Below are 25,598 nucleotides of genomic sequence, written 5' to 3' on the forward strand. Positions count from 1 at the left end.
GCGGTCACCGGTCGCCGCCCAGGTGTCGCCTGACCAACCCCGCCGCCTCGTGCCCGCTGCGTACGGCGCCCTCCATCGTGTCCGGCCACCCGGTCGCGGTCCACGCGCCCGCCAGCACCAGTCCGGGCACCGAGGTGGCCGGTTCGGGGCGTAGCCGTGCGGTGCCCGGCCGCTGCTGAAAGGTGGCGCGTCGGTGCCTGGTGACGAAGAACCGGGTGACCGAGGTCCTGGCTGCCGCGGGGAGCAGCGTCCCCAGTGCGGGCAGGAACACCTCACGCAGTCGGCTGACCGGAGCGCTGATCCACCGCTGGGCCGCCGACAGCGAGACAGCCAGGTACTGGCCGTGCTCCAGACCGGCTGGTCCACTGCGGTCGAACAGCCACTGCACCGGTGAGGACACGGCCGCGGCGAACCGCAGATCGGTGACCGGCTCGCTGAACACGACGTGCACGTTGACGATGGGCGACGAGCCGAGTCGGTGCAGGTCGGCCGGGATCAGGTTGGCCTCGGACGGGCAGACCGCCGCCGCGGCGATCGGCGTCGTGGCCACCACGACCGCGTCGACGAGCAGGCGTCGCTGGTCGAGGAACAGGTGGAAGCCGCGGCGATCGACCCGGACCGCCCGCACCGGGCAGTTGGTGTGCACCGCGCCACCCCTGGCGGTCACGTACCGTTCCGCGGGCAGGACGTGAACCTGGTCCAGCGGGACGGTGGGCACGCCGATGTCGGCGGCTGCGGCGTGGTCGAGCAGTGCGGTGCGGAACACCATCGCCGCCAGGCCGAGTGAGGCGTGCTCGGAAGGGCAGTTCAGCGCCGCCACCGAGATCAGGTCCCACAGAGCGGCACGAGGTGCACCGCCCTGTCCGTGATCGTCCAACCACCGCCCAAAGCTGATCTCGTCGAGGGCGGGCTCGGCGGGATCCAGCCCTCGCAGCGCCGCGGCGGCGCGGACCGCGCGCAGCCGTTGCGGCACTGACAGGGCGCGGTACCGGGCCAGCGCGGTGAGCAGGTGCAGCGGGGCCGGCACTCGGGCTCGGCGCAACCGGGTGCGCCCCACGCCTGGTCGGAGCACGGGCACGTCGAACTGTCTCTGGACCTCCAGGGCGTGTGCCGATCCCAACCGGCGGAGCAGGTTCAGGTACTGGGTGTAGCAGCGGAGCACCACGTGCTGGCCGTTGTCGATCTCCAGGCCGTCCAGGTGGAAGGTGAAGGTGGCTCCGCCGAGACGGCGGCGCGCCTCGAGCACGGTCACGCGCAGCCCCTCGTCGGCGAGGTCGCAGGCGGCCGTGAGACCGGCCAGCCCGCCGCCGATGACCGCGACGTGCCCGGTCATGCGTCTCCTCCGGTCAGTGCCAGCGCGGCTACCGTGGCCTTCTCGACAGGTGGTAGACGCACGCGTTCGTGAACCACCTGCCACGGGCGCAGGGCGATGCGACGCAGCAGCCGGTGATAGATGCCGGCCATCGCCGCACAACAGGCTCGGCTGCGACCGTCCAGTTCCGGCAGCAGGCGGAGGCCGATCGCGTACCACTCCTCGGCCCGTGCCGCCTGGTACTCCACGAGAGCGGCGAGTGCGTCCTCGCCATCGGTGAACTGCCTGTCCTGGTCGAGTTCGAGCGTGCATCCGAAGCGATCGAGGTCCTCGGTCGGCAGGTAGATGCGTCCCATGCGGCGGTCTTCCAGGAGGTCGCGCAGGATGTTGGTCAGCTGCAAGGCCACGCCGAGGGCGTCGGCCAGTTCCTCGTGTCGCCGCTGCCGATCGGGGGAGAACACCGCCAGACAGAGCCTGCCGATGGAACCGGCGACGAGGCCGCAGTACCGGCGCAACTGGTCGAAGGTGCGGTAGGTGGCGCCGAGCACATCGGCCCGGCAGCCCTCGATCAGGTCGTCGAACGCCGACAGGGGCAGTCCATGGCGGTGCACGGCGTCGTCCAGCGCCAACAGCACCGGATCATCAGCATAGTGCGGCAGGTCGTGCAGTTGATCGTGGACAGCGGCCAACTCGGCCAGCTTGTCCCGGCCTGCCAGTTGGCCGTCGCCGATGTCGTCCACTCGGCGGGCGAACGCGTAGACCGCGCTCAGCGCTTGCCGTTTCCCTCGCGGAAGGAGCTTGATGCCGTAGGAGAAGTTCCTGGCTTGCTGCTCGGTGATCCGCTCGCACTGGTTGTAGGCGTCCTGCAGGTTCATCGCCGGGTTCCTCCGGTGAGCAGGTGCACGCAGTTGCCGACTGTGCCCACGACGCTGGGGGCGATCTCGGCGTTGAGGACGTCGAAGTGCCGTCGTGCCAGGGCCGCCGCGGTTGCCAGCCCGCCAGCCACGTACCCGGCGACGGCGATGCGGGCGGCGCCCCGCAGCTGGTCGACCAGCGAGCGACCGTCCTCCAACATGCGCACCGCACGCTGGACCTGGAAGCCGAGCAACGCTCGTGTCGCCCGGGTGGCCGACGGTGCGCGCAGCTCGCACTCGGTCACCCCGAACCGTGCGAGGTCCTCGGCCGGCAGGTAGACGCGGTCTCGCTCCAGGTCCTCTCGGACGTCCTGGCAGTGTTCCAGCACCTGTAGTGCCGTGCAGATCGAGTCCGACCACCTCGCCCGCTGCGTGGTGTACGAGCCGAAGACGCGCAGCACGAGGTGACCTACGGGGTTCGCCGACAGGCGGCAGTAGTCGAGCAACTCGGCGAAGGTCCGGTAGCGGTGGACGCGCTGGTCCTGGAGGTTGGCCGCGACCAAGTCCTCGAACGGCGTCTTGGGCAGTGCGCACTCGACGATGGTGTCCGTCAGGTGCTGACACGCCGCGGTCTGCGGGGGCTCGCCGCGGTAGAGCCGGTCCAGATCGGCTGCCACCGCTGCCAATGCCCGCGATCGGTCTCCGGAGGAAGTGTCACCGATTTCGTCAACTGTGCGGGCGAACCGGTAGAGCGCTGTCAGGTGGCGGCGATGTCGACGTGCCAGTACTGCCATTGCCACGGGAAAGTTCTCCTTGCGCGCGCTCGCCCGTAGTGCGGCCTCGGTCATCGCAGCCTCCTCGTCGGTCCCAGGTCGGTCTGCGCGTACCCAGCAAGAACTGTGGTAACCGCAGCGTTCCTGACGACTCGTTGGCAGAACCGTGCCTTCGTCGCTTGTTGGTCACGGCCTCGTGTCGCGCACAGACCTCGCGCGAACCAGGGGCGCTGCCACGCCGGAGGCCATGGCGAGAAGCCGGGAAAACCTGACAACTGCCCGCGTGGTGGGTACGTGGTTGACCGATCATCGCCCGGGTACCCAGCACCATGACCAGCACACAGGTCAGGGTCCAGCGTGTGTACGACACCCGGCGGGCGGACGGGGGAGCCCGGGTGCTGGTGGACCGCGTCTGGCCCCGCGGCATCAGCAAGAAGGATCTGCACCTGGACGACTGGAACTCCGATGTCGCCCCGTCCAGCGGACTGCGGAAGTGGTACGGCCACGACCCGGGCAAGTTCGCTGAATTCCGTCGGCGCTACCACGCTGAATTGCGGGAGCCCAATGCACGGCAGGCGCTGGAAAGGTTGCTTGACCAAGCCCGGGACGGGGTGTTGGTGCTGTTGACCGCGACCAAGGACGTCGAGCACAGTCACGCGGCCGTGCTTGCCGACCTGCTCCAGCGCTGATCGATCGGCCACCGGCAAGGCGGCGACCGGCTCACCGCGATCGATGAGTTTCGGTTACGGGAGTGGTCTCACGTCCGAAGCGACAACGAGGAGTGGTTCGCGTGGACTTGTACAGCATCGTGCCGGTGAGTGACCGGGCCACGGCACTGGAGTGGTTCGGCGCGTTCTTCGGGCGCCCGGCGGACGAGATCATTGGCGAGGAGTACCTGTGGCAGGTCGGCAAGAGCGCGTGGGTCGTCGTCGATGATCGCGACGTGCGGGCCGATCGGGTGGGCGGCGCCATGATCACGCTCGGCGTGACCGACCTGGACGACATTCTGACTCGCCTCGCCGCCCACGGCATCGGCCACGATCCGGTGGAGACCTACAGCAACGGCGTGCGACACGTCGTCGTGCTGGACCCGGACGGGAACAGCCTGTCGCTGGCCGAGGCGCCCGCTCGGTAGACCACGGGCTTACGGATCTTGCTGATCTTGACCCCGCCAAGCCCCTGGGTGGCTACGATCCAGGCACACTGCGACTGAGGGGGGCAGGAGCCATGAGCATGGCTGACGAGCTGGGGAAGCTCGAGCGATTGCGCCAGTCGGGTGCCTTGTCGAATGCCGAGTTCGAAGCGGCGAAGCGACGCGTGCTGGAACCAGGGGCCCCGGCCGAGGACAACACGATCGGCCGTGCCGCGAACCGCTACGTCAGCTTTCAGATGATCGTTGGCGTCATCGGACTGATCGTCTTCCTGGTCTTCCTGTTCACCGTCTTCCTGCCGATGATGAACAGGACGACCGACCTGATTCCCCCGTCGGGTCCTGGCATCAACCGGGCACCGGTCACCTTCCCCTAGGCAGCACAGCCCTCCTGCGGTTCACCCAGGTGAGTAACGCCGTTACCACCGGGCCCCGCAGCACTACCACACCCTGTTGCGCCGTCTGGGCGGTGCTCACCGGTTCAGCCTCGCACCGGCCCAGCCTGGTGTACACCGGCGAAATGGGTTCTGACGCGACCACGGTCTACGACGCAGTCCACGACGTGGTGGCCGAGGTCGCCAGAGAGGAACTGCCCCTCGTGACGGGGCTGGCCGGGTTCGACGAAGCCACAGTCATACGGCGGCTGAGTCGGCACGGCGGGCGGCGGGAGCCCCTGGGTTTCGGCTTGGGCGATGTCGCGGTGCTGGTGACCCCGGTGGTCTGGCTGGTGCTGGACCAGACGGCCAAGAAGGTGGCCGGTTCGGCGGTGGATGGCGCGACCAAGGGGACGAAAGCCCTGCTGCGCAAGGTATTCCGCAGGCGAACCGCACCGGCTGTCATGCCCGCGCTGACTCGTGAGCAGCTCGCCGAAGTACGGCAGCGGATCCTGGAGACCGCCGCGCAACGGGGCCTGCCGGCCGAGCGCGCGGAGACGATCGCCGACGTGGTGGTGGCCAGGCTGGTGCTCGCCGAGCCACCCCGGCCCGAGGGTGAGGCGGGGTGACCCCGGAGCCCGCCCAGCCCCGGTTCGACGAGCGGGTGGTGGGCGCGGGCACGACCGTGCGCTTCGTGCTGCTGGTGGCGCTGATGCTGGCGACCGCCGCCTCGATGACGCTGGACCTGGTCAACGGGCTCACGAACTCCAGTGTGCGGGGGTGCTTCCTCGCCGCCGGAGTCGACTTCGACAGTGGCAGCGACTCGTCCCTTTTCAGGACGAACCCCTACCCCGATGCGGTTCAGGCCTGCGTGGACCGCATCGCGCCGCCGCCACCGTGGTGGGTGCTGGCCGCCTGGCTGCTCCTGCTGTTGGTCGCGACCTGCGTCCTGTTCGCGGCCCTGCCCGCCTGGCGGGCGCGCCGCGGCCGGGTCGTCCCGCTGGCGGCGGTCGACCACGAGGACAAGATCCGGGCCGAACTGGCTGACCTGGTGCGGAGAGCGGAACTCTCCCGCGCGCCGCGTGTCGTGGTCGACCCGGCGGCGGCCTCGACCGGCGCGGTGGTCTTCGGCCGCAACCGCCGGCCGACGGTGTGCCTGCACGGTGGCCTGCTCGCCCGCAGGCACACCGATCCCGAGGGCTTCCAGGCGGTGCTGCTGCACGAACTGGCCCACATCCGCAACGGTGACGTCACCATCACCTATGTCACCGTCGCCGCATGGCGGGTCTTCCTCGCCCTGGTGCTCCTGCCCTACCTGGCCTGGTACCTCGTCAGGTTCGCCAACGGGATTCTGTGGCCGCTCTGGTCCAGCAACGCCCCGGCCGTGATCCGCAACCTCATGCTCATGGTCGTCCTCGTCGGGTTGGTGTACCTCGCGCGTTCGGATGTGTTGCGCAGCCGGGAGGTCTACGCCGACCTGGCCGCGGCGCGCTGGGGCGCGGCCCCGCACGGCTGGGCCGTCACAACGGCGCCGCCGCCTGCCAGGGGCGCACTGCGGCGGGCGCTCGACTCCTTCGTCGAGTTGTGGCGCACCCACCCGAGGTGGGACCTGCGCCGCGCGGCACTGACCGATCCCGAGGCGCTGTTCACCGTGTCGGCGCTGCCGATGTTCCTGGCCGGGGCCGCCGCCACGCTGATCAGCTCCCAGGTGTCCGAGGTACTGGCGACGTACAAGCTGTTCGACCAGTGGTTGCGGCTGTCCCTGGCGGTGGCCGCGGCCGGGCTGGTCACCGGGGTGGTGGGGATCGCGCTGTGGCGGGCGGTGACCCACGCCGTCCTCAGCTCGCGCCGGGTGCCCTCCGGGGTGCGGACAGGGTTGTGGCTGGGCGCCGGGATGGCCGCGGGCGAGCTGGTCACGAATCGGGTCGTCCTGCTCCAGTGGTTGCCCTCCGTGCCCGGGTTGCTGGTGCTGGAAGTGCTTGTGGGAGCGGCGTTCGCCTGGTGGGTCACCCAATGCGCCCACCTGTGGCTGGGTTCGTGGCGGGGCCGCACGATCCGTCCGGTGCTGCTGGCCGGTCTGCTGGCTGCCTGCCTGGGGCTGTCCGCGTGGTTCTCCTGGTGGGGGGACATCGGCGTGTTCCTCAGCCTGGGGGTGCCCTTTGACGGCGTGGCACGCGAGATGCTGGAACAGTCGTACGGGCACGGCGCGCTCGCGCAGCAACCCGAGCTGCTGACCACGCTCACCGTGGCGTGGTCGGGGATGAGCTCCGTGGTCGTCGAGCCGCTGACCCTGCCCGCGGTCGCGGTGCTGTGGGTGGTTCCGCTGCTGGCCTGGATGATCCGCCCGGCCACCGGGGAGCTCGCGCCGCGCGGGGCGGCGTTGCCCCCGCTACGCCGGGTGCTGCTGGCCGCGGTGTTCGGCGGGATCGGGTGCTGGCTCGCCGTCGCGGGCGTGATGGCCGCTCTGCACACGCGGCAGCCGCCGCCCAGCCAGCGAGTGGGCTTCTACGTGCTGACCTACCAGTCGGCGGTGTGCACGGCCCTCGTGGTGGTCGCCGCGGTGACGGCCTTCGTCCTCAGCGCGCTGGCCGGGCGTCTTCGGCTGATCATGGCGCTCATCGCGGCCCAGGCCACGGTGCTGGTGGGCTTCGCCGGGCTGTTCGTGCTCGCCTCGACGGACGGGTGCGTCGAGCCGCTGAACACGGTCCAGTCCACCTGTCAGTGGATGCCCGCCGTGATCATCTGGACGGCCTTCCAGTTCGTCCTGGGTGAGACCGTCGTGTTCACCGCGATCGCCGCTGTGGTCGCGGCCGCGGCCGGGGCGGCGTTGCGGAGGATGTGGCGGCCCGGGGCGGGTCGCCCGACCCCCGTGCGGACTGCCGGGACCGGGCGGGGCGCGCTGGTCGCCCGCCGACTCGGTGCGGGCGTGTTGTGCGTCGCGGCCGTGGGGATCACCGTGGTCGTGGAGATCCACTCACTGGGGACCCGCCCGCAGGCGCGTCAGCCCACGTCCACGCAGCCGGCGGCACCGACCACCCCGTCCCCGGTGTCCCGTGAGGCCATGGCGAAGCAGGTGGACGCCTGGCGGAGCAACGGCGGGCTCGCGCTGATGAACCGCTTCAACGCCGACATCCTCCGACTCGGTGCGGCGCTGCGGGAAGCGGGGAAGGCAGGCGGCCGTCAGATCGACGAGAACCTCATCCAGCCGCCCTGCGCCGACATCGACCAGCTCACCCGGGACGCCAACCGCTACCTCCCGGTCCCCGAGCCACAGGCCCAGTCGCTCTGGCAGACCTTCGTCGCGCAGGCGAGCAAGGCCAGCCAGGACTGCCAGCACTCCATCGAGCAGCGCAACGGCGACGCCGTCCTGACCGCGATCGGCGGGATCGCCCAGGCGGGGCAGATGCTCACCACCGCCGCCCACCGGATCGACACGGTGGTACGTGGCGGCGGCTGATTCGACGATCCTCCCGTCAGGACGTTGGTGATGTGGTCTGTTGGCAGATCAACTTGTGCGCGAGGTGCGCCGCCGCGAGGAGGTCCTCGCGGTCCGCGCCGAGGTTGGCCTGGACTGACAGCCCGTGCCAGAGGGACTGGATGAGCTTGGCCAGTACCGCCGCACTGGGCCCGGCGGCCAGTTCCCCGTCCTGGATCGCTCGTTCGATGCGCGCGCGGAGGGCCTGTTCGTTGAAGTCCTCGAGTTCGGCGAAGTAGGCGCTGATGTCGAGCGTGCTCGTGCTGTCGGTCATCACCGCGCTGCTGGTGAGGCATCCGGGATGCGTGTCGCTCGGTTGCGTGAACTCGTGGACGGAGCAGGTGAGCAGGCGCTTGACGACGGACGGGATGTCCTTCTCGGCGACGGCCCGCTGGTAGATCTCCCGGTACCGCTCGGTGTAGGTCCGCACCGCTTCCTCGAACAGTCCGGCCTTGCTGCCGAAGGCGGCGTAGAGGCTGGACGTGGACAGGCCAAGTGCCGTGGTCAGGGCTCGGGTCGACGTGCCGGAGTACCCGTGTCGCCAGAACAGTCGGGCAGCCGCGAGGACCGCGTCGTCGCGGTCGAAAGCGCGTGGTCGTCCACGGTGTCGCTCGAGCACGTTGCACATTGTAGAGCACTTGCTCCATAATTCATTTATGGAGCAATCGATCCAGAAGAAGCTGTCGGTCGGCGAGAACAGTTGGGTCGCCGTTGACGTGTACGGGGATCCGGACGCTCCGGGCCTCGTGGTCGTCCCTGGCGCGATGAGCGATGCGCACGCCTGGCGCCACGTCGCGCGCGCTGTCGACGCCTGGCCGTCGGTGGCGGTCGTGAACCGCAGGGGCCGCGCTCCCTCCGGGCCGTTGACCGACAGGTACTCGATGCGGAGCGAGGTTGAGGACCTCGGCGTGGTCCTCGACGAACTCGGCAGTGTGAAGACCCTCTTCGGCTGGAGCTACGGTGCCTTGATCGCGTTGCTGGCCACCAACGACCGTCCGATGCGCCAGGTGATCGCCTACGAGCCGGTGATGCGACCGTTCGGCGGCCACGCGCTACCGGACTTGAAGGTCGCCGCGGAGAAGGCGGACTGGGGCCGCTGCGTCGAGATCGTGAACCGACAGATCGTCGGCTTGTCCGCGGCGCACGTCGAGGCGCTGCGGGCCGACCACGACGGGTGGGCGACCTTGTGTCGTCTGAGTGAGCCGCTGTACGCCGAAACGGCCGTGATCAACACGGCGCCGGTACCGGACGCGTTGGCACGACAGGCGGACCGGGTCGACCTGGTCATCGGCCAGCACAACCGCGGCGCGGCGCCGTACGGCACCTCGTTTGAGGATGTCCGGCAGCGCATTGCCCACGCCAGAGTCCACGAACTGCCCAACCAGGGACACCTGGGCCACATCCATGCGCCAGCAGAGCTTGGCCGCCTTCTCAACGACCTCGCCGCTGGGTAACACGCGGTCGGCGTCCGGCAGGGCTTGCCGGCTTTTCACAGTCGCGCGGCCGTGCGGATGAGCCTGGCGAGGGCGGGGGAGCGGCTGTGCGGGGGCCAGGCGATGAGAGTGGTGACCAGCGGCGCGTCGGTCACGGGAACGGCGACGTGGTCGGTCCACAGCCAGGCGCGGCCGGAGGCTGGGATGACGACCATGGTGCGCCCAAGGGCGATCAGCTGGGCCAGTTGCGACTGGTCGTGGATCTCGGGGCCTGGGCCGGGTGGATAGGTGCCGTCGTGGCGGGGCCAGCGGGCCAGCGGCAGATCGGGGACCTCGCTGACCTCGGCCACGGACAGGGACGTGCGCGCGGCGAGGGGATGCTCGGCGGGCAGGATGGCGACCTGCTCCTCGATCAGCAACTCCTCGCTGTCGAACCCGGCTAGGCAGTCGAAGGGCAGGTGCACCAGCGCGGCGTCGGCACGGCCGTCGCGCAGGAGCCGTTCCTGCTCACCGATCCCACACAGCAGCACCTCGACCTCGGCCGCATCGGGTTCGGCGGCGTGGGCGTCGAGAAGTTTCCGCAGCAGTTCGTGGTCCGCGCCGCTTTTCACCGCCAGCACCAGGCGGTTGCCGGGGGACGCGGCGCGGCGGGTGCGGCGGGCGGCGGCGGTGGCCGCGTCAAGGGTCGCGCGGCCCTCGTGCAGCAGCACCTCCCCGGCACGGGTGAGGGTGACACCGCGGCGGTTGCGTTCCAGCAGGGGGACGCCGAGGCGCCGCTCGAGCTGTTGGATCGCCCGCGACAGCGGCGGTTGGGCCATACCGAGGCGCTCGGCGGCACGGCCGAAGTGCAGCTCCTCGGCGACGGTCACGAAGTACCTCAGCTCGCGGGTCTCCAGAAGGTCCACCGCTCCAGGGTAATGCGCTGTGATACCTGGTGAGTATCACAGCGCACCGTATCGGTGTTGGATAACCCGCTCGCCGACGGGACAGGATCGACGGCGTGAGTGAGCAGAAGATCGCGCTGGTGACCGGCGCGAACAAGGGAATCGGGTACGGGATCGCGGCCGGACTGGGCGCTCTCGGCTACCGCGTGGGGGTGGGAGCCCGCGACGAGTCCCGGCGCGAGGCCGCCGTGGAGAAGTTGCGCGCCGCTGGGGTGGACGCGTTCGGCGTGCCGCTGGACGTGACCGATGACCAGAGCGTCAGTGCGGCTGCGGAACTGCTCGAACAGCAGGCCGGACGCTTGGACGCCCTGGTCAACAACGCCGGCATCTCGGGAGAGTTTGGGCCGGGGTGGCTGCAGGACCCGACCACGCTCGACCTCGGCGTCGTCCGCACGGTCGTGGAGACCAACGTCATCGGTGTCGTCCGGGTGACCAATGCGCTGCTGCCGTTGCTGCGGCGTTCGGCGTCGCCCCGGATCGTCAACATCTCCAGTAGCGTCGGATCCCTTACCCGGCAGGCGGATCCGAACGTCGATGTCGGCCCGATCATGGCGGCCTACGCGCCGACGAAGACGTTCCTCAACGCCGTCACCGTCCAGTACTCCCGGCACTTCGCCGGCACGAACATCCTGATCAACGCCGCCTGCCCGGGCCTGGTCGCGACCGACTTCACCGGCCGCCAAGGGCCCCGCACCCCCGAGCAGGGCGCTGCCACCGCGATCCGGCTCGCCACGCTGCCTGACGGCGGCCCGACCGGCTCGTTCTTCGAGGACGCCGGTGTCATCCCCTGGTAACGCCTTCTGTGGCCATGAAAGTTGTCGGCGATCAGTAGGGGCGCGCGTTGTCGCTCGTTCAGGGCAGCTCAACGACTATCTTGCCCCGCACACCGCCCTGTTCCAGCGCGCGATGCGCGGCGGCGATGTCGGCCAGGGGAAACACCCGGTCGACCTGCGGGCGGATCACCCCGGCCGCGACCCAGCGGCCGAGTTCGGCGAACAGCGGCGCGGTCGGGTTGCCGCTGAAGAAGCGGATCCACCGGGTGCGGTGCATCGCGTGCGCCGCGAGGTAACCCAGCGAGCGGACCGGACGCTCGAGGTCGAACGCGATCGCGACCATCCGTCCGCGCGGGGCGAGCAAGCGGCGGAAGGCGGGCAGGTCGGTGCCGACCGTGTCGAGGATGACGTCGAAGCGGCCCAGGTCCCCAGGCGCGCGGTAATCGATCGCCTCGTCCGCACCGAGTTCGGTCACCAGGTCCAGATTGGCCGCGCTCGCCAACCCGGTGACGTGCGCTCCCATCGCCTTGCCAAGCTGTACGGCAACGTACCCGACGCCGCCGGTGGCTCCCCGAACGAGCAGCCGCTCGCCGGGTGCGAGCGTGGCCTTGTCACGCAGCGCGGTGATGGCGGTGGTTCCGGCGGGCAGCGCGGCGGCCCGCACCGGGTCGAGCCCGGCGGGGACGTGATCAAGGTGTTCGGCACGTACCGCGACGTACTCCGCGGCCGATCCCATCCGCCGCCCCGTCCCGCCCCAGACCAGCTCCCCGGCCGCGAACCTGCCGGTCCCAACGACGACCTCGCCGACCAGATCGATCCCCACCCGCTTCGGGAACCGCCTGCCGCTGAACGGGCGCAGCCGCCCGGTCCGCATCGCCAGCTCGCCGCCGTTGACCGACACCGCCCGGACCCGGACCAGGACCTCGCCGGGGCGCGGTCGCGGAACGGGCCCGGTGGTCACCGACAGAACCTCAGGAGGTCCGTACCGGTCGTAGGCCGCAAGCCGCATCGAAGTGGAAACCATGCTCCATTTCTAGCGGCGGAACCAGACGGGGTCGTCCACTTCCGTTGAAGTGAGAGAGGCGCCGACAACATCGCCTCACTTGCGCACGGACGCACCCGCCAACCGGACCAAGATCCTCATTTCCGATCAGCGGCGGGACAGCAGGTCCGTCAGCAGGTCGACTCCCGTGCCAGGGCGGTGAATCTGCGGATCTGCGTCTCCATGTCGTCGGCGGCCTGACGAACGGGCGGAGGCAGGTCGTTTCGATCCAGCGTGCCCGAGGACTCCGTGATCCACTGCTTGGCGCGGAAGTGCCGGTCGGCGTCGCGAACGGCATAGGCCTGTTGCGCGAGCTCGTCCGGGCCGAACAGGTCGATGAGACCGGCAAGCTGGCGCAACTCGGTACGCGCCGTCCAATAGGCGGTTTCCAGTGCCAGCACCTCCTCCTCGCTCACCTGCTCGCCGCCCAGTACCGCGCGGCGATGGGCGATGTTCAGCCGCATCACGCCGCATCGCGCGGCGGTCGCTGCCTCGACCAGGCGCGCGCACCGCTCGGCATGTTCCTGACGGATCCGGACATGCCGGGCGGCGCGCAGCTTCAACGGTTCGACGAGGGCGCCGGTGGTCACGCCGCCAAGAGCGGCGACAGCCGCGATCAGGGCGGGCAGCACGGTGGTCCACATGATGGGGTGTTGTCTGTCCGGGCGCCAAAACCGTTACACCCGTTGGCTTTCCATCGAACCACCGCACCACGACCTTGCAGCTCAGGTGGCGGACCTCCGGCGGACGGTGCGCTCGAGGATCCCGAGGGTGGCCTTGAGAGCGGACTCGGGAACCACCGGGAAGACGATGCGCTCCTTCCACTCCTCGTCGATCTCCGACCAGTCGTAGTAGGACGTGACGAGGGTGCCGCCCTCGGCGGGCTCCAGCCGGTAGCCGTAGATGTGGCGGGCGTGAGGCCGGATCCGGGCTTCGACGGTCCAGGCGATCTCCTCGTCCGGGGTGAGCTTGGTGATGACGACCTCGACGTCGTACTTGCCCAGGGGAACGTCCCCGATGGCTTCCCGGTCCATGTGGACCAGGAACCGGTCGCCGGGCTGCTTGACCGGTTCCCCTTCGGCGTCCATGAGCATTCCCGACGCGTCGATGTCCACGTGGCCCTTCGGGTCGGTCAGGACCGCGAAGATGGCGCTGGCGGGGGCGGGGATGAGTCGGGAGACCTCGATCCGTTCAGCGTCTTCGCCCACGAGCGGGGTTTCCGCCGTGGCGGTCAGGACCGCGCGACCGAGGATGTGCGAGGCCATGGTGAAGCCGAGAACGGCCGGAGTGGTGTCGGCCGGGACGCCGATGGACTCGACGTCGAGGGCGTGCACCACGATGAAGTAGCGGTGCGGGCCGTGCCCGGCCGGCGGGGCGGCGCCGATGAAGCGGGCGACGCGGGCGTCGTTGGGCAACTGGAAGGCGCCCTCGGGCAGACCCGAGCCGGTGTCGTCGCCGGCGCCCTCGGGCAGTTCGGTGACGGTGGCGGGGATGTCGGCGACCGCCCAGTGCCAGAACCCGGACCCGGTGGGGGCGTCGGGGTCGTAGACGGTGACGGCGTAGCTCTTGGTGCCTTCCGGGGCGCCAGTCCAGGACAGCTGCGGGGAGACGTCCTTCCCGCCGGGGACGCTGGAGGAGAACTGTTCGGGTGACCAGGCGGCGCCGTCGGTGATGGTGGTGCTGGTAACGCTGAAGGAGGCCGCCTCGGGGAGGCGGGCGAAGGGGTCGTTGGCGCTCATCGCGGCGCGTTCCTTTCAGGCCGTGCTGGTGGAGTGGCGGTGATGCGACGGGGCATCGCCGCCGACTTCATCGACCATAACACAGATAATCGATTATTAGCAGGATCGTCTATGCTGACGGCGTGACCCGGACAGCCCACACCTCGACCTCCTCGGGGACGCAGATGCTCTCCGAGCGGGTCTACGCACACCTGCGGGACGCGATCATGCGCGGGGACTACGCCCCCGGTGACGCCCTCAAACCGCAGGACCTCGCCAAGGAACAGGGCGTGAGCCTGGCCGTAGTGCGTGAGGCGCTCGTACGGGTGGTTGGCGAGGGCCTCGCCGACCGGCTGCCCAACCGCGGCTTCGCCGTCCCGGCCTTCTCCGATCGCCGCTGGCAGGAGATCGCGGAGGCCCGCCGGACCATCGAACCGGTCCTGCTGCGCATGTCCATCGAGCGCGGCGACCTCGACTGGGAGGCCCGGGTACGAGCCGCCCACCACCGTCTGGCCCGCACCCCGGCATTCGAGCCGGAGGGGGGCGACTACTTCAGCGGCGCATGGTCCGAAGCCCACCGGGTCTTCCACCGCGCACTGCTTGAAGGGTGCGGCAACCCCGTCCTGCTGGAGACCTTCGACCGGCTGTGGTCCGCGAGCGAACTGGCTCGCCGCTGGTCGGCGCACCGCACCCCCGACCGGGACTACCTTGGCGAGCACCGTCAGCTGGAGGAGGCGGCGCTGGCCCGCGACGCCGACACCGCGGCCGAGGCGCTGGCCCAGCACCTCACGCTGACCGCGGCCGGACTGGCCTGCCATACCCGCCACGAATCCGCGAAGGAAGCCTGACACGCCTGGACAACCTGGCCGTGGCGCGAATCGTCGGCAGAAAAAGGGTTGGGCGGGGCGACGCTCGGGGGATAGTGTGCGCGAAGCCGTGACACCACTCGAGGAGGTGAGACCCATGAACGTTGTACGCACGTGGGTGCTCCCTCGCCCCGTCACGGTTGGGCGATCGAGGTAGGTGTCGCCGGGAGCGCCTCAAGGCACTCCCGAAAGGCAACAACCTGTGAACTCTGCGCATTTCACCGCGGGCGTCGACGAGCCCGCGGTAGTGATCACGCGGGTCGCGGAGATGCAGTGGCACGCCGTGGCGGACGACCGGGTGGTCGGCCGCGGCGAAGCGTTCCGCCGACCCGATGGACGGATCTTCCTCAGCATCGACTCCTGGCGCGACACGGTGTTCGACCAACTCGCCGAGGCGATGCTGGCGATCTTGCCGACGCCGCTGCACACCGTGGTCGACGAGGCCGACCTCGACCTGACCTCCAGTTGGCGGCGGGTCGGCTTCAGCACCGGCCGCCGCGAGTGGGAGTACCACCTGCCCACCGACCCCCGGGTGACGGGGCTCGACACGGTGCGACCGCCGTCCGGGGTGACGGTGACGCCCATCGGCGCGGCGCGGCAGGGCCCGCTGCGCGAGGTGTACGACGCGATTCGCGCCGAGGTCGACGTCACCGCTGGCTGGGAATCGATGCCGACCGAAGTACTGGTCCGATCAGACGGGACCGCCCCGCTGGACCCGTCGAAGTATGCGGTGGCCGAGCAGGGCGGTCGGTACGTGGGACTGGTCCGCGTGGTGTCGCGGCGCCACCACGCACGGATCGGGCTGGTCGCGGTCCGCGCCGACGACCACCGCCGTGGTATCGCGCGGGCGCTGCTGGCCAACGTGTTGGGGGCATTGCATCGCGGTGGTGTCGACACGGCATCGGCCGAGGTGGACGAATCCAACGAGGCGGCCAAGGCGCTGTGTGCGGGCCTCGGCGCCCGGCGGATGGGAAGCGCCTTGGAGTTGGTGCGCCGCTGACACGTCACCACGGACGAACCAGTCATCGACCGGAGAAGCGGGAGAACATGGCACGAACAGCGAAGGGCATCGAAGTCGAGGGCACCGTCATCGAGTGCCTGCCCAATGCCACCTTCAGGGTGGAACTCGAGAACGGGCACAAGGTGCTCGCACACATCAGTGGCAAGGTGCGGAAGAACTACATCAGGATCGGGCTGCTGGACCGGGTGCTCGTCGAGCTCAGTGAGTACGACCTGACCCGTGGCCGGATTCGCTTCCGGTACCGGACGTAGTTCTGCGCCCTGGTGTGGTTGGCACGCGGTGTGCGACCGCGTGCCCACCCATCAGCCCTTGGCGGAGTTCCATTCGTCGGCGGCCGGGACCAACCCGGCCGCCGCCTTCGCCCACTCACCCGGTCAGAACCAGTGCAGGCAGTGCGGGGAGCGCTCGGCGCGGAAGAGGGCGTCAGCGAGGGCGGCCGCGCCCGGGCGGTGGGCTCGGATGTGTCCGGCACGCACGAGCGTGCTCGGGGCGGTGCCGCCGAGGTAGACCGAGCCCAGGTCGCTCACGTCCAGGGACAGGTCGGGCTCCCGGTCCGTCGGGACGCAGTCGGCCTTGCCGTCCCGGACGGTCAGCAGGTAGCGGCCTTGCTCGCCGAGGAACGGATCCTCGACGTCGAGGACGAGCTCGCCGTCGGTGAACCAGCCGCGCGCGGTCAGCGCACGCGGGACGTCCAGCAGCCGCACCCAGAGCCAGTCGGTGTCCTCGCTCACCTGGCCGGCGCGGAAGTCCACCAGCTGCCAGCGCAGCGGGTGATCCGGCGCGACGTGCTTGAACACGACCTGAGCGACCAGGTCGTGTCCGAGCAGGAACCGGGCCAGGGCCGTGAAGACGGCGTCGTCGGTGGCGATGGTCTCGTCGACCGTCAAGGTGTTGTGCTCGCCGACGGAGTAGCTGGCGTACCCGTCCGGGACCCCGTCGGCGTCCCGGTGGACGGCGACGTAGCGCGGTGCCGGACAGATCGGGGGCTGCCCCGCGCCCAAGGCCCACCAGCGGTGCGGCCGGGACAGCGCGCCGGGCTGTGCGCGGCGGTACCGGTCGTAGACCTCTTCCAGGATCTCCCCGCACTCGGCACGCCGCAGCAGCTCGACCGAGCCGGTCGCTGGGGAGTCGGCCGTTCCGCGCGCCCGGGGGAGGGCGAGGGCGGCCTGGTGGCGCGGCACCGTCAGCCGCTGGGTGTAGGTCGCCGGTCCGTAGCCGAACCTGCGGTAGATCAGGGCCTCGGAGGCCAGCAGTACGGAGAGGAACTCCCCTCGGGCCCGCAACTCGGTGAGCTGACGCCGCATCATCGCGGTGAGCACACCCTGGCGTCGGTGCGAGGGCAGGACGCCGACGGCGGTCACCCCGGCGGCCGGGACGAGGATCTCACCGGGCAGGGTGAGCTCGAAGGAGTACGCGCCGGCGGTGCCGACGGGCCGCCCGTCCGCCGTCACGGCGAGCAGGTTGCGATCCATTTCGAGCGCCGACCATCGAACCCTGCCGCCCTCGGCCGGGGTTTCCGGGAAGCGCCCGAACGCGGCATGGAGTGTGTCGACGAAGACGTCGAGGTCCTGGTCGGTCGTGGAACGGATCTCCATTGCTGCCGCTGCCTCCCCGGGATACTGGCACCACGACTCGTGGTGTCCCGCCACAGTGCAGCCTTGACCCGAGGCCAGATCAAGCGAATTACGGCCGGGCCTGGGGGTGAGTTGCGGTGATCCCCGCCGCCCGGGAGACCGAGTTGCTCAACACTGGGCAACCGCCCCGTGCGGTCATTTCCCACCGTCACAATCAACGGGGTCCCTCAACTCTCATAACGGCGTTCCAGTATCAGGGGCCACATCACCTGGATCAGCTCAGCGGGGTCATGCCAAAGCGTTCATATTCCCTATCTGGTATCCTCGGCCGGCCTTCGAGTCGGTGAAAACCGCCTATCCCGTCGCCGCGGACCGCATGGGCAGTTTTCGCCGACGCGAATCCTCGGGTGCCGCTGCCAGCCTCGACATCGTCAGCGAATGCCGAGGAGGAACCATGGCCACAACCCGGCAAGGCCCGCGCCTGTGGCTCAGACGACCCTGCTGGCTGCGGCCACGTTGACGATCACGGCGGCGGACATCGCTGGCGACCGCGATCAGTGCTCCGCTGTCCGGAGCCCTCGCCGACCGCTTGGGTGCGACGACGCCTGCTCGTCGGCGGCCTGCCGCTGGCCGCCGTGGACTGGAGGCTGCCGTTCGCGTTGCTGAGGCTTGGTGATGCACCACGCGCCGACAAGCTCTCGGCCGGCTCCGGAGTCGTGCGCGGCCCGGACGGTGTCGGCGAGGCTCGCGTCCCACGCGTGTCGCTTGATCTCCGCGCACACCTGAGCCTGGTAGCGCTCCCACAGGCTCGTCCCGGCCGTGTCCGTCGTCAGTCACCCGCAGCCGCTACAGCGCCCCAATCTGGTTAGAGATTATCACCGTCCCTATTGACACTCACCAAGTGTTGTTACAGAATTTAACTAGTGCGAGAGTCAATTGCTTGACTCGCCAGGCCGGCCGTCGAACGAGGAGAACAGCCGTGTCCGACATCCACCAGCGCACCTCACGACCCCGTCGCCGCCTGGGTGGCGCGCGTGCCGCCCTGCTCGCGATTCCACTGGCCACCGCCACGACCGGTCCTGCTGACCTGCGGGGGAGTGGGTGTCGCCCCACCGGCCAAGGTCCGGTCCCGGAGAGATCTTGAGCAAGGCTCCACTACGCGCCGTCCGACATGAAGCGCCTGGCCTCGGCCAGCCCCCTGGAACGCTGATGATCACCCCCCACCGTCTGGCAATGCATCCGGTGGACCGGGTCCGCGATCGGCGTGGGACTGCGCATCGACGGCGTCCGCGTCTGGAACTTCACCAGGGTCCGCCCAGGCCTCAGGGCCTGGCTGCGCGACCTCAACTCCGCCGCCGAAGCACGTCACTGCCACCCGTGGGACAACGACTGAGGCAGCCCGCCCTGTCTGTGCTCCGCCCTGGTTTCCAGGAGAAGACGATGCTCGCCACAACACCGTCCACTGAGACGCCGCCCCGCAGCCGCGCCACCTGGCGGCTCGTCACCATCTCGGTCTGGGGCACGCCGGTCCTCATCGTCGGCCAGTTCGCCATGACGTGAGGTCACGGATCACACCGCAGTGGTGGTGTTCTCGAGCGCGACGCGGTAGCCGATGGCGGGCTTACCGGTAGGTGCTCTTGGTACGGGCAGTTTCCTGGGGAGTCACATCATGAGCTGGGGCACCAGCAAGGCCGCCGAACTGGTCGGTACAAGCGTGCACGCGATCCAGGCCAACAAGGCGCACCGGACTTCGCCGTATGCACGATCCACCGGGCAAAGTCCGCTCGGATTGGCGCCCCCACCCGCCTTGTGCCTGCGGTGGTCGGCCGGGCTGCGCTCCGTCTTTCACTGACGCGCCCAACACACTCGAGACCAGCCTCAGTGAGCTGGGCTCGTAAGCAGCGCACCGCATCGCGGCCCATCCTGCGGGCGCGACCGCGGCGACGGAGCGGCCACCCACCTCAGTGACGCACCACTCGCGCACGTCCGCGTCCTGAAGAACAGCGGCACCTCCCTCTGCGCGCGATCGCGGTACCGCCTAGAGCCTCGGGCTTCCGGCGCGGTTCAACGCCTCGACGATTCTGGAGGGCTCTGGCAATGAACGAGGAATTTTCGAAACGTGGGGAAACCGAGGGAGTGCACAGGCCACGGGGGCAATCGCATGGTTTCGTCGGTCGACAGCATGAGCTACGACTGCTGGACCAGGCACGCCGCGACAGCATGACGACCGGTCTGGTGCGGTACGTGGTGGAGGGCGAGCTCGGCGTGGGCCGCACCGCGCTGCTGTACGCCTTCGCGCTCGCCGCCCGCCGCCTCGGAAGTACGACAGTGCACTTTCACGGTTCGAAGCAGCCGTGCGGCCTTCTCGTCCGGGCACTGGCTCGGAGCCTTCCGGCGGACAGCGTGCATGTCGCGGAACTTCACGCGGCGTCCGAGCGGCAGTGGGGGAGGCACACAGCTCTGCCGAACCTGGACACCGCGCTCGTGTCCGCAGTGCGCGCCGCGATCGTCCACCTGACCGTGACGGCTCCGCTCATCCTCATCATGGACCACGCTGACCAGGCCGACGACACCGCGCTGGCCCACCTGCGCAGCGTGGTGGAGGCGTGCGCCGACCTACCGGTGCTGCTGGTGGCCTCGCTACGCCTGGGTGAGCCCCCGCAGGCGCCCGCAGCAGTTGCCCAACTGCTGTCCGGCGCACAGCGGCTCACCCTTGACGGGCTGTCCCCGGCGGAAACGGCTGCCCTGCTGGGCATCCTGCTGCCGCGGTTGCGGGATAGCGCTTTCTCCGCCGCCTGCCACCGGCTGACCGCGGGAAACCCCTTCATGCTGGTCGAGCTGGCCCGCTGGGTTCGGGACAACGGTGGTGCGGCCGTGCGCCCGGAGCACCTCGACACCGCGGTACTGCCCGTCGTCGCGGATCTGATCACCGGGCGGCTGAGCCGGATCGATCCGGCGGCCGGGCGGCTGATCCGGGCCATTGCCGTGGCCGGCGGACGGGACGGCGCCGAACCGCCCCTGGTGGCTCATCTGTGCGGGATGACCACGGGGGAAACCCTCATCACCGCGGATCTGCTGGTCCGGATGCGACTCGTGGCGGATGACGACATGGTGCGACTGCGCCACCCCCTGCTGCGCACCGCCCTGATCGGCGGGATGAGCCGGATGGCTCGCAACGCGGCGCACCTGGCCGCCGCCACCTTTCTGCACGAGCGGCACGCCCCCGCGAGCCGCATCGCCGACCACCTCACCGCCTCCGCGGTCTCGCTGGACGACTCCTGGCCGGCCTCGGTGCTGCTCGATGCCGCTGCTTCCGCGCTGGCCGCGCAGGACACCACCGCTGCCGCCCGCTGCCTGGAACACGCCGTGCGGGTGGCCACCGGCGACGAGCGCCGGGAGGCTGTGCTGGCCCTGGTCGACCTGCGCATCCGGCTTGACCAGGGCAATGGCTTGGCGCAGGCGATCGAGGCGTTGGCCGAAACAGCCGACGCTGCCACCCGCAGCAGTCTGTTGCGGCGCATCGGATCGCTGTTGCACGGCGCGGACCGGCCCGAGGGCGAGCAACGGGTGCTGGAGGCAGTGGCGGCAGCCGTGGCCGGGACCGCCGTCGCCGAGTGGCCCCGTTTGCACCGGATACTCGCTGACCTCCACGACGCCCCGCCAGCCGTGACCGCTGAGCGGCTCGGCGAACTGCTTGAGGGCCCGCCGGGCGGCTTGCGCGCTGCGGCGACGGCCGCGGCGGCGTTCTGCCGGCATCTGACCGGTGACGACCCGCGGGCGGCCGTCGAGGGCGCGCGCGGGGCCCTGGCCTGCGGCACCGAGGAGCTGTACCTGCACCCGCTGGCCCTGGCGGCGGCACTGACCGTACTGGTGGACAACGGGTACCAGGAGGAGGCGACCGCACACCTGCGTCGACACACCGAGCCCGACTCTCCCGGGTCGCAGCCGCTGCACCAGGTGCTGCTGCTTCCGGTGGCGGTGCATCACGTCCGCACCCGGGGCCAACTCTCCAGCGCTCGTGATCAGTTGGAGGACTGCCTGGCTCACCTCGTCCGCCACGGCGTGAGCCCGGTTCACCCAATCCGTCTGGACGTGGTGGGGCAGCTGCTGGACGTCCTGATCTGCCAGGGCGAGCACAACCGGGCCAAGGAGCTGCTGCGGCAAGGCCGCTGCGCGCAGAACCTACCGCCGGGCTGGCGCTACCGGGATCTGCTGGTGTGCCGGGCTCGGCTGTGGGCCGCTGAGGGAGACCTGGCGCGCGCGGCGCGCGACCTCGCCGAACTGCGCGACCGCAACGAGGCCGCGGGACTGCGCGCGGTCTCGGCCGCGTCCTGGCGGGCGCATGGAGTGGAGTTGCTGGAGCAGGTGGGGCAGAGCGAACAGGCCGCGGAACTCGCCCGAGACCAACTGCGGTACGCCGAGACGATCGGCTCGCCGCAGGAGCGCGGCCGGGCCCGGTGGGTGCTGGGCCGGGTGTCCGGTGGCACGGAGGGCGAGCGCCTGCTGCGGACGGCGGTGCGGTTGCTGGAGGAGGCGAAGGGCGAACTCGACCTGGCGTATGCCCTTGGCGACATGGGCACCCTGCTGAACCGACTGGACCGGCCCAAGGAGGCGGTCGCCGAGTTGACCCGGGCGGTCCGGCTGGCCAGCTCCTGCGGAGCCCGGTCGCTGGCCGAGCGGGGACGGCAGCAGTTGGCGGCGGCGAGCGATCGCACTCACCAGGACTTCTCGCTGCGTGGCGTGTTGACGCTCAGCCCACGGGAGCGGCAGACCCTGATCGACGCAATGCGCGGCCGGACCAATGAGCGCATCGCTGCGGCCCGGCGGATCACCCGCCGCACCGTGGAACTGCACCTGTCGAGCGCGTACCGCAAGCTCGGCATCACCGGGCGCCGAGACTTCCCCCAACTGTTCCGCAATCCCGGGCTGTGGCCGCTGCTCACCGACGGCGTACCGGATCCCCGGTGAAACGTTCCACCACATGAGATCCTCCGGCTCGTCTCGGCCCGGTGCCCGTGGTCCTTCGGACCCGGACCGTGATGTGCGACCGCGCCACCCGGCTGGAAGCTGGACCGAGCCTACGCAACGGAGGCCGCCTTCCACTGCAGCGAAAGGTGACTCATGGATCAGGACAACAACACACCCGACTCGTTCACCGCGGTGGTCGTGCTGTCGGGCGGCATGGACTCCACCACGCTCATGGCGCACTACGCCGCCCTGCACCACGACCTCATCGCCGTGACGGTGGACTACGGGCAGCGGCATCGCCGGGAGATCGACTCCGCGAGCCAGGTCGCCGCCCACTACGGAGCCGAGCACCTGCTCGTGGACCTCAGCGGGTTGGGCGCCGTGCTCGGTGGATCCGCCCTCACCGACGCCAGCGTCCCGGTTCCCGACGGGCACTACGCGGAGCAGTCGATGCGTGCGACGGTCGTACCCAACCGCAACGCGGTTCTCGCGAACGTCGCCGTGGCAGTCGGGGTCGCGCGCAGGGCCGGGACAGTAGCCCTGGGGATGCACACCGGCGACCATTTCATCTACCCGGACTGTCGCCCCGAGTTCCACACCGCGCTTCGGCAACTGGTGGCGGTGGCCAACGAGGGTTTCCCCACCCCACAGCTCGAAGCGCCCTTCCTGAACTGGTCCAAGGCCGACATCGCCACGCACGGAACGCGCCTCAAGGCTCCGCTGGGCCTCAGTTGGTCCTGCTACAAGGGCGGTGAACTGCATTGTGGAACCTGCGGAACCTGCTACGAGCGGCGCGAGGCGTTCCGCGTCGCAGGCGTGGCGGACCCGACGCGGTACGTGGACGACGTGACACTGTTCGCCGCTCCGTGACGGCCCCCGCATCGCTTCTATGCCAAGGAGAACGCACATGAGCATGGGAACATCCCGGACAGCGGTGACTCCTCTCGACGCCGAGGGTGTCCGCACCCACCCCCTGTGCGGACCGCTCGACCGCATGCCCGCCCACTACCGGGGCCCGCACCAGCTCAGCCGTGACGGCTGGGTGGACTTCGCCGACCGGCTCGAACGCCGCGAGGAGATCGCGTTGGCCTGCGCCGCGACCGACGCCAACCACGCCGTGCTTGACGTTGGTGGCGGCACCGGCGAACTGACCCGTGCCATTGCCGAGCAGCTCGGCCACTGCACGACGGTCGAACCCCACGGCAGCCGGGTGGCCACGCTGCGCGGACCCGAGGTCGGTCGGACGGGCACGCTCGATGTCCATCCCGGCCGGGCCGAGGCGCTGCCCTTTCCGGACGAGTCCTTCGATGCGGTCCTCGCCGCGTGGATCCTGCCCTACGTCGACGATCTGGAGCGGTCCGCTCGCGAGATCGCGCGGGTCTGCGACCCCAGCCATCCCGAGGCCAAGATCGTGTTGATCGGCGGCGCCCCCGACAACGAGCTCGTGGAACTGCTCAACCGAACCTGCGTGCCGCTGGCGGACGAACCCCAGGACCACCAGGGTTTCCTGCTGGCCACAGCAGCCGAGGTGCTTGCCGACTACGGCTTTTCGCGCTTCACGGTGCACCGCACCGAAGCCGCGCTGCACTTCCCCGAACCCGACCTGGACGGCCGGGTAGCGGCGGCGGCGGCCGTCCTGGTCAACTTCTGGTTCGAAGGTCACCCCAGGGCCGAGGAGATGCGGCAGTCGATCGCACCCGCACTGCGCGAGCACTTCGCGCACCGCCCGCACGCCATCGGGGACCAGGGCGCCGTCCTGATCGCCCGCCCCCACACGTCGACGGCTTCGGTGCTGTGATGGCCTGCATCTTCGGTCTCAGCTCGTACTGACTCACACCCACCTGCCCCGCTACGGCAGAGGATCGCGGCGACAGCACGACGTCCCTGGGCGATTTGAGCGGGACTCAGCAAGTTCGGAACCGCCAGTCCTCGGAAGGTTGCCCGCATTCCTTCCGTGACAACAATTGTACGGCTCTCCTTCGTCGCGGTCGAGCCCGAAGTGGTCTTCGTCGCGCAACCGAAGTACGCGCCCCAAGAACCACCCACCGCCCGTTGAGGATTGCCCGATCCCACTGCTGGCCCCGGTTGGATCGACGACCTTCGGCGTCCGGTGGGGCCGCCTTCGGAGCGTGCCGTGATGTGCCGGGTGCACCAGGTCGACACGATGGATCCAGGAGGTCGGACATGGCGTATCGGATCAGCAAGGAATTCCACTTCTCAGCCAGTCACCGGCTCGACGGCCTGCCCCAGGAGCATCCGTGCGGGCGGCTGCACGGGCACAACTACGTCGTCGAACTGGAACTGTCCGCCGCGGCGGACGGCCTGGACGGAGTCGGCTTCGTCCGGGACTACGGCGACCTCGCGCCGTTCCGTCGGTGGCTTGACGAGGAGGTCGACCACCGACACCTCAACGACCTGCTCGCCGATCGCAACCCCTCGGCCGAGAACCTGGCGCGATGGCTGTACGAGCGATGGCTGCCGCGCTTCCCGGAGCTCAGTTCGGTGCGCGTCAGCGAGACCGCCAAGACCTGGGCGGAGTACCGACCGTGACACGGTCGTTCGCGGCCGGTGCGGCAGCGGGAGGAGGTGGTGCCGCGATGGAGTCGAAGCTCGTCGTGAACGAGATCTTCGGCCCCACTTGAGGGACCGTACAGGGAGAGGGGCCCTCCGCGGGACAGCGCTGCGCGTTCGTCCGGCTCGGGGGCTGCAACCTGTCCTGCCGCTGGTGCGACACCCCCTACACCTGGGACTGGACCGGGGTCGGCGACTCCGGGATCGCGCACAGTCCCCGTGCGGAGCTGCACCCGATGGCCTGGCGTGCGGTGCTGGAGCGGCTCAGCGGGTACGCGGTGCCGCTGGTCGTCATCTCCGGCGGCGAGCCGCTCAGCCAGCAGAACCGCCTGCTGCCACTGCTGCACGCACTCACCGGCACCGGCCACCGCGTCGAGATCGAGACCAACGGGACCATCGAGCCGTTGTCCGAGTTGGCCGCTCTCGGCGTCCGGTTCAACGTCTCGCCCAAGCTGGCGCACTCGGGTGATCCGGCGGCACGTCGGCTCGTCCCACGGGCCCTGGCCGCGCTCGCCGCGATGCCGGGGACCGCCTTCAAGTTCGTCTGCCGGAGCCCGGAGGACCTCGCCGAGGTGGCGGATGTCGTCGAGCACTACGGAACCACGCCGGTGTGGATCATGCCTGAGGGGCGCACGCCGGAGGAGTTGAGCCTGCGCCTGGCCGCGCTCGGTGACGCCGTGATCGCCCGGGGCTGGAACCTCACCACCAGACTGCACGTCGCCGTGTGGGGCGACAGGAGGGGGAAGTAGG

General features: G+C 69.9%; 24 protein-coding genes and 1 pseudogene. 16 read left to right on the forward strand and 9 right to left on the reverse strand.

What is annotated here, in order from left to right; genetic code table 11:
* Positions 1–4: 4 nt before the first annotated feature.
* Genes hpnE through hpnC form a run of 3 tightly spaced genes read right to left on the reverse strand, consistent with a single transcriptional unit; the run spans position 5 to position 3,014 of the window.
* Entirely contained in the window at positions 5–1,333 is a 1,329-nt protein-coding gene (gene hpnE, locus KALB_RS20020) for a hydroxysqualene dehydroxylase HpnE (RefSeq protein ID WP_025357494.1), read from the reverse strand.
* Complete coding sequence (locus KALB_RS20025; RefSeq protein ID WP_025357495.1) at positions 1,330–2,187, reverse strand: phytoene/squalene synthase family protein; 858 nt, start codon at positions 2,185–2,187, stop codon at positions 1,330–1,332. The genes hpnE and KALB_RS20025 overlap by 4 nt, the downstream gene beginning before the upstream one ends.
* The gene (hpnC, locus tag KALB_RS20030; protein WP_025357496.1) at positions 2,184–3,014 is read right to left on the reverse strand and encodes a squalene synthase HpnC; all 831 of its coding nucleotides are present in this window, start codon (positions 3,012–3,014) and stop codon (positions 2,184–2,186) included. The genes KALB_RS20025 and hpnC overlap by 4 nt, the downstream gene beginning before the upstream one ends.
* A gap of 254 nt (positions 3,015–3,268) precedes the next feature.
* Here hpnC and KALB_RS20035 point away from each other — a divergent pair, with 254 nt between their 5' ends.
* From KALB_RS20035 to KALB_RS20055, 5 genes are all read left to right on the forward strand, one after another.
* The gene (locus tag KALB_RS20035; RefSeq protein WP_025357497.1) at positions 3,269–3,628 is read left to right on the forward strand and encodes a DUF488 domain-containing protein; all 360 of its coding nucleotides are present in this window, start codon (positions 3,269–3,271) and stop codon (positions 3,626–3,628) included.
* A 101-nt stretch (positions 3,629–3,729) separates the two neighbouring features.
* Positions 3,730–4,074, forward strand: a complete 345-nt coding sequence (locus tag KALB_RS20040) for a VOC family protein (protein ID WP_025357498.1) — start codon at positions 3,730–3,732, stop codon at positions 4,072–4,074.
* Between the two features lie 98 nt (positions 4,075–4,172).
* A complete protein-coding gene (locus KALB_RS20045) occupies positions 4,173–4,466 on the forward strand; it encodes an SHOCT domain-containing protein (RefSeq protein WP_201771944.1) in 294 nt (97 codons plus the stop codon).
* A 143-nt stretch (positions 4,467–4,609) separates the two neighbouring features.
* Entirely contained in the window at positions 4,610–5,092 is a 483-nt protein-coding gene (locus KALB_RS20050) for a hypothetical protein (RefSeq protein WP_042222300.1), read from the forward strand.
* Positions 5,089–7,920, forward strand: coding sequence for a M56 family metallopeptidase (locus KALB_RS20055; protein ID WP_025357501.1), 2,832 nt, complete (start codon positions 5,089–5,091; stop codon positions 7,918–7,920). Before KALB_RS20050 ends, KALB_RS20055 begins: the two co-directional genes overlap by 4 nt.
* Before the next feature lie 16 nt (positions 7,921–7,936).
* Here the strand turns inward: KALB_RS20055 and KALB_RS20060 are convergent, their stop codons facing one another.
* A complete protein-coding gene (locus tag KALB_RS20060; protein ID WP_025357502.1) occupies positions 7,937–8,557 on the reverse strand; it encodes a TetR/AcrR family transcriptional regulator in 621 nt (206 codons plus the stop codon).
* A gap of 37 nt (positions 8,558–8,594) precedes the next feature.
* Here KALB_RS20060 and KALB_RS20065 point away from each other — a divergent pair, with 37 nt between their 5' ends.
* Positions 8,595–9,392: an alpha/beta fold hydrolase gene (locus KALB_RS20065; RefSeq protein WP_025357503.1), complete on the forward strand. Its 798-nt coding sequence runs from the start codon at positions 8,595–8,597 to the stop codon at positions 9,390–9,392.
* 35 nt (positions 9,393–9,427) lie between these two features.
* On the opposite strand, the gene KALB_RS20070 is transcribed toward KALB_RS20065, so the two are convergent.
* The gene (locus tag KALB_RS20070; RefSeq protein ID WP_025357504.1) at positions 9,428–10,276 is read right to left on the reverse strand and encodes a LysR family transcriptional regulator; all 849 of its coding nucleotides are present in this window, start codon (positions 10,274–10,276) and stop codon (positions 9,428–9,430) included.
* 95 nt (positions 10,277–10,371) lie between these two features.
* Between KALB_RS20070 and KALB_RS20075 the strand changes: the two genes are divergently transcribed.
* Entirely contained in the window at positions 10,372–11,109 is a 738-nt protein-coding gene (locus KALB_RS20075; protein WP_025357505.1) for an SDR family oxidoreductase, read from the forward strand.
* Between the two features lie 58 nt (positions 11,110–11,167).
* Here KALB_RS20075 and KALB_RS20080 read toward each other — a convergent pair whose 3' ends face one another.
* The 3 genes from KALB_RS20080 to KALB_RS20090 all read right to left on the reverse strand — a co-directional run bounded on the left by KALB_RS20080 (position 11,168) and on the right by KALB_RS20090 (position 13,869).
* Positions 11,168–12,112, reverse strand: a complete 945-nt coding sequence (locus KALB_RS20080) for an NAD(P)-dependent alcohol dehydrogenase (protein WP_025357506.1) — start codon at positions 12,110–12,112, stop codon at positions 11,168–11,170.
* 149 nt (positions 12,113–12,261) lie between these two features.
* Complete coding sequence (locus KALB_RS20085) at positions 12,262–12,774, reverse strand: hypothetical protein (protein ID WP_025357507.1); 513 nt, start codon at positions 12,772–12,774, stop codon at positions 12,262–12,264.
* Between the two features lie 81 nt (positions 12,775–12,855).
* Positions 12,856–13,869: a YbhB/YbcL family Raf kinase inhibitor-like protein gene (locus KALB_RS20090; protein ID WP_025357508.1), complete on the reverse strand. Its 1,014-nt coding sequence runs from the start codon at positions 13,867–13,869 to the stop codon at positions 12,856–12,858.
* A gap of 164 nt (positions 13,870–14,033) precedes the next feature.
* Here KALB_RS20090 and KALB_RS20095 point away from each other — a divergent pair, with 164 nt between their 5' ends.
* The 3 genes from KALB_RS20095 (at position 14,034) to infA (ending at position 15,986) form a co-directional block, all read left to right on the forward strand.
* Complete coding sequence (locus KALB_RS20095; RefSeq protein WP_201772014.1) at positions 14,034–14,696, forward strand: GntR family transcriptional regulator; 663 nt, start codon at positions 14,034–14,036, stop codon at positions 14,694–14,696.
* A 220-nt stretch (positions 14,697–14,916) separates the two neighbouring features.
* On the forward strand, positions 14,917–15,714 hold the full coding sequence (locus KALB_RS20100; protein WP_025357510.1) for a GNAT family N-acetyltransferase: 798 nt from the start codon (positions 14,917–14,919) through the stop codon (positions 15,712–15,714).
* Between the two features lie 47 nt (positions 15,715–15,761).
* A complete protein-coding gene (infA, locus tag KALB_RS20105) occupies positions 15,762–15,986 on the forward strand; it encodes a translation initiation factor IF-1 (RefSeq protein WP_025357511.1) in 225 nt (74 codons plus the stop codon).
* A gap of 123 nt (positions 15,987–16,109) precedes the next feature.
* Here the strand turns inward: infA and KALB_RS20110 are convergent, their stop codons facing one another.
* Positions 16,110–17,330, reverse strand: coding sequence for a GNAT family N-acetyltransferase (locus KALB_RS20110; protein ID WP_025357512.1), 1,221 nt, complete (start codon positions 17,328–17,330; stop codon positions 16,110–16,112).
* 1,243 nt (positions 17,331–18,573) lie between these two features.
* On the opposite strand from KALB_RS20110, the gene KALB_RS48545 reads away from it, so the two are divergent.
* The 6 genes and pseudogenes from KALB_RS48545 to KALB_RS20135 form a co-directional block, all read left to right on the forward strand.
* Complete coding sequence (locus tag KALB_RS48545) at positions 18,574–18,702, forward strand: hypothetical protein (RefSeq protein WP_411931097.1); 129 nt, start codon at positions 18,574–18,576, stop codon at positions 18,700–18,702.
* Between the two features lie 704 nt (positions 18,703–19,406).
* Complete coding sequence (locus KALB_RS20115; RefSeq protein WP_042220582.1) at positions 19,407–22,277, forward strand: LuxR C-terminal-related transcriptional regulator; 2,871 nt, start codon at positions 19,407–19,409, stop codon at positions 22,275–22,277.
* 153 nt (positions 22,278–22,430) lie between these two features.
* Positions 22,431–23,147, forward strand: coding sequence for a 7-cyano-7-deazaguanine synthase QueC (gene queC / locus KALB_RS20120; RefSeq protein ID WP_025357514.1), 717 nt, complete (start codon positions 22,431–22,433; stop codon positions 23,145–23,147).
* Between the two features lie 37 nt (positions 23,148–23,184).
* Positions 23,185–24,075, forward strand: coding sequence for a class I SAM-dependent methyltransferase (locus KALB_RS20125; RefSeq protein WP_201771945.1), 891 nt, complete (start codon positions 23,185–23,187; stop codon positions 24,073–24,075).
* A gap of 386 nt (positions 24,076–24,461) precedes the next feature.
* Positions 24,462–24,827 carry a 6-pyruvoyl trahydropterin synthase family protein gene (locus KALB_RS20130; RefSeq protein ID WP_025357516.1) on the forward strand — a complete coding sequence of 122 codons (366 nt, stop codon included), beginning with the start codon at positions 24,462–24,464 and terminating at the stop codon, positions 24,825–24,827.
* Positions 24,828–24,961: 134 nt separating this feature from the next.
* Positions 24,962–25,597: pseudogene (locus tag KALB_RS20135) on the forward strand (7-carboxy-7-deazaguanine synthase QueE); the annotation flags it as partial.
* Between the last annotated feature and the right edge of the window lies 1 nt (position 25,598).

Origin of the sequence: Kutzneria viridogrisea DSM 43870 (genome assembly GCF_000525635.1) — a bacterium.
GTDB lineage: Bacteria > Actinomycetota > Actinomycetes > Mycobacteriales > Pseudonocardiaceae > Kutzneria > Kutzneria viridogrisea.

Excerpts from the sequence above, each read along its gene's own strand:
- hpnE (WP_025357494.1), bottom strand. The coding sequence starts at position 1,333 with ATGACCGGGCACGTCGCGGTCATCGGCGGCGGGCTGGCCGGTCTCACG.
- KALB_RS20025 (WP_025357495.1), bottom strand. The coding sequence starts at position 2,187 with ATGAACCTGCAGGACGCCTACAACCAGTGCGAGCGGATCACCGAGCAG.
- hpnC (WP_025357496.1), bottom strand. The coding sequence starts at position 3,014 with ATGACCGAGGCCGCACTACGGGCGAGCGCGCGCAAGGAGAACTTTCCC.
- KALB_RS20035 (WP_025357497.1), top strand. The coding sequence starts at position 3,269 with ATGACCAGCACACAGGTCAGGGTCCAGCGTGTGTACGACACCCGGCGG.
- KALB_RS20045 (WP_201771944.1), top strand. The coding sequence starts at position 4,173 with ATGGCTGACGAGCTGGGGAAGCTCGAGCGATTGCGCCAGTCGGGTGCC.
- KALB_RS20050 (WP_042222300.1), top strand. The coding sequence starts at position 4,610 with ATGGGTTCTGACGCGACCACGGTCTACGACGCAGTCCACGACGTGGTG.
- KALB_RS20065 (WP_025357503.1), top strand. The coding sequence starts at position 8,595 with ATGGAGCAATCGATCCAGAAGAAGCTGTCGGTCGGCGAGAACAGTTGG.
- KALB_RS20080 (WP_025357506.1), bottom strand. The coding sequence starts at position 12,112 with ATGGTTTCCACTTCGATGCGGCTTGCGGCCTACGACCGGTACGGACCT.
- KALB_RS20085 (WP_025357507.1), bottom strand. The coding sequence starts at position 12,774 with ATGTGGACCACCGTGCTGCCCGCCCTGATCGCGGCTGTCGCCGCTCTT.
- KALB_RS20090 (WP_025357508.1), bottom strand. The coding sequence starts at position 13,869 with ATGAGCGCCAACGACCCCTTCGCCCGCCTCCCCGAGGCGGCCTCCTTC.
- KALB_RS20095 (WP_201772014.1), top strand. The coding sequence starts at position 14,034 with ATGCTCTCCGAGCGGGTCTACGCACACCTGCGGGACGCGATCATGCGC.
- infA (WP_025357511.1), top strand. The coding sequence starts at position 15,762 with ATGGCACGAACAGCGAAGGGCATCGAAGTCGAGGGCACCGTCATCGAG.
- KALB_RS20110 (WP_025357512.1), bottom strand. The coding sequence starts at position 17,330 with ATGGAGATCCGTTCCACGACCGACCAGGACCTCGACGTCTTCGTCGAC.
- KALB_RS20115 (WP_042220582.1), top strand. The coding sequence starts at position 19,407 with ATGAACGAGGAATTTTCGAAACGTGGGGAAACCGAGGGAGTGCACAGG.
- queC (WP_025357514.1), top strand. The coding sequence starts at position 22,431 with ATGGATCAGGACAACAACACACCCGACTCGTTCACCGCGGTGGTCGTG.
- KALB_RS20125 (WP_201771945.1), top strand. The coding sequence starts at position 23,185 with ATGAGCATGGGAACATCCCGGACAGCGGTGACTCCTCTCGACGCCGAG.
- KALB_RS20130 (WP_025357516.1), top strand. The coding sequence starts at position 24,462 with ATGGCGTATCGGATCAGCAAGGAATTCCACTTCTCAGCCAGTCACCGG.